Origin of the sequence: Blautia sp. aa_0143, assembly GCF_004167315.1 — a bacterium.
In the GTDB taxonomy this organism is placed as follows: domain Bacteria; phylum Bacillota; class Clostridia; order Lachnospirales; family Lachnospiraceae; genus Blautia_A; species Blautia_A fusiformis.
Map to the genome: position 1 here is coordinate 1 of NZ_RCXU01000074.1, position 1,768 is coordinate 1,768.

The 1,768-nt window shown below is 39.9% G+C and carries 1 protein-coding gene; it reads right to left on the reverse strand.

The genetic code is table 11. From position 1 onward, the window contains the following. Positions 1–152: 152 nt before the first annotated feature. Entirely contained in the window at positions 153–1,625 is a 1,473-nt protein-coding gene (locus EAI83_RS17010; protein WP_117454985.1) for a transposase, read from the reverse strand. Positions 1,626–1,768 lie beyond the last annotated feature (143 nt).

Consider the following 1,768-nt stretch of genomic DNA (forward strand, 5'->3'; position numbering starts at 1 on the left):
TAGGTAATTGCGAAACTCGCGGTGCTCGTTCGTAACCTTGAACCAAAACAAGGAAGAATTCGCGAAGAGCACGACTTGTGGAATGAAAAATGGATAATCGCACATGTTAGGCGCACTTTAATAAGCTATGGACTTTATGAAAGTGGTAAGTCCTAAGCTATGAGTGGTTTTATGCTTCGAATATATTCGTGGTGATTGATCTTATCTGCGAGAACAACAGTAATAAGTTGTGTGATCCCGGCAAGAATCAGATCAGCATGCAGAGTCCTCTCATTTTGGGTTCGGCGTCCTGCAAGACAGAGATTGTCTTTGATGTGGTTGATATCTCTTTCGACAACAGTCCTGATTTTATAGGTATCATCCCATTTTTCGGTGCCGCGGATCGTTCCGGGATAAGCACGAAGATCCTTTTCCGGGTAGATGTAGACCATCCGCCCACATTTAGAAGAAGTACAAGGGTTGTCACAGAAACAATGACGATGGGATTTTTGAGTTGATTTATCATAAATCCATTTCATTCTTGGACAGACAAATTTATATCTTGTTACTCCACTGTGAAGTTTGGAAGTGCCTTCGTACTTCATTTGTAAAGAAGGATCATGGGGACAACACGGAATACCATCTTCATTGATGGAATAATCCAGATTTTCAAGTCCGGATCTTGCATTCAGCGGAATATAAGCTTTCGAGAAATGTTTGTCATTACCAAAAGTGTCACCGGTAAGAAGGCTCTTATAGAGTTGTGCGGTATCGAAAGCAGCATCACCCAGGAAGGTTTTTGGATTAATCAAAGGATGCTTGGAAAAGAAGTCCTTAAGTGTGGGGATTAAAAGCTTTGAATCATGAACACATTTATCTTCGTCAGGGGAATCGGATTTCTTTTCGACAACGATATCAGGATGTGAAGCCATAAAGTTTTTGTTATAAAAAGATATGTGGCGGATGATGCCCAATCCGTTAGTGACAATGCCGAACTTGAAGACATAGCAAAAATGCCCATTGATATAGAGCTGCTTAATCTCAGGATTAGCAGAAGCATGAGAAGGCATGGAATCATAGGCAGCTTTATAAGGATCATAGGATTTATCAAAGCCCTGAGCTTTCGCGTATGCCTTAAGCTGTTTGATGATCCTGTTAGCATACTTGGGATTATTTTCGGTAACAAATGCTTCTATGCCGGAAGAATCAAAGATGGTCATATCCGCTTTTGCAGAGTCAATCGCCTGACAGATAGGCTCGGTAACATCAACAAGGTTATCGAAAACAAGCTGGAGGTCATCTAAAAAATCCTGTTTGAATCGGGTGATTTTGGAAGCGTCTGGGACTTTAGTAAAACCACAGAATTCCCGAAGTGATTTTGAGTAAGCGAGAAAAGTCAGGAGAAGCTGATCCGTAGGGATAGAGAAAATACGTTGAATAATCAAAGCCCACAGAAAAGCTTGCAAAGGGTATTTACGGGTTCTGCCCGTCGATGCATAGAAATGATTTCTAAAAGAAATCGGAATTAACTCATCAATATCGATATGGGTTTCTAATAGAGAAAGAAAAGCAGGTTTGTCATTTTCAAATTTTTCATGGCAATCTGAAAAAATATCTGCCAAAGAAAGCTGTTTATATGGTATCATAAGTATCAGAATAACTCCTTTCTTGGATGTAGGTTTATAGTTTTTAGTCAACTCTATTATACCATATCCGGTGAGGAGTTATTTGTTTATAGGTAACAAAAAATGCCGTATTTATGCGGCTTGTGGCGTTTCGCAAACGCCTA